Raw genomic sequence first — 258 nt, forward strand, 5'->3', positions numbered from 1 at the left:
GACACCTGTTTTTCATCATTCCTTTTACATTTAAATCTTCAATCGTTATGTAAGACGGTTTGGTTTTCACTATCTCAGCGATTGTCTTGTTAATGTAATCCGTACGGATATTATCCATTTTATGATGAAGTTTTTGTACCTTAAGCCTTTGTTTCTGTATATTTGCTCTTTGAGTGGACTCTCCTTTCTTTAAATTTTCATACTTTCGGGAAAGACTTCTCTGTTCCCGGATCAGTTGTTTTTCAAGTTTCTTTAATC

General features: G+C 33.7%; 1 protein-coding gene. It reads right to left on the reverse strand.

Annotated elements, in window-relative coordinates; translation table 11 throughout:
• The coding region (locus tag LJE12_RS19860) for a transposase (RefSeq protein ID WP_227292439.1) at window positions 1–258 on the reverse strand (258 nt) is incomplete at both ends.

The sequence above is a fragment of the Blautia sp. DFI.6.71 genome (assembly GCF_020593585.1).
Classification (GTDB): Bacteria; Bacillota; Clostridia; order Lachnospirales; family Lachnospiraceae; genus Blautia_A; species Blautia_A wexlerae.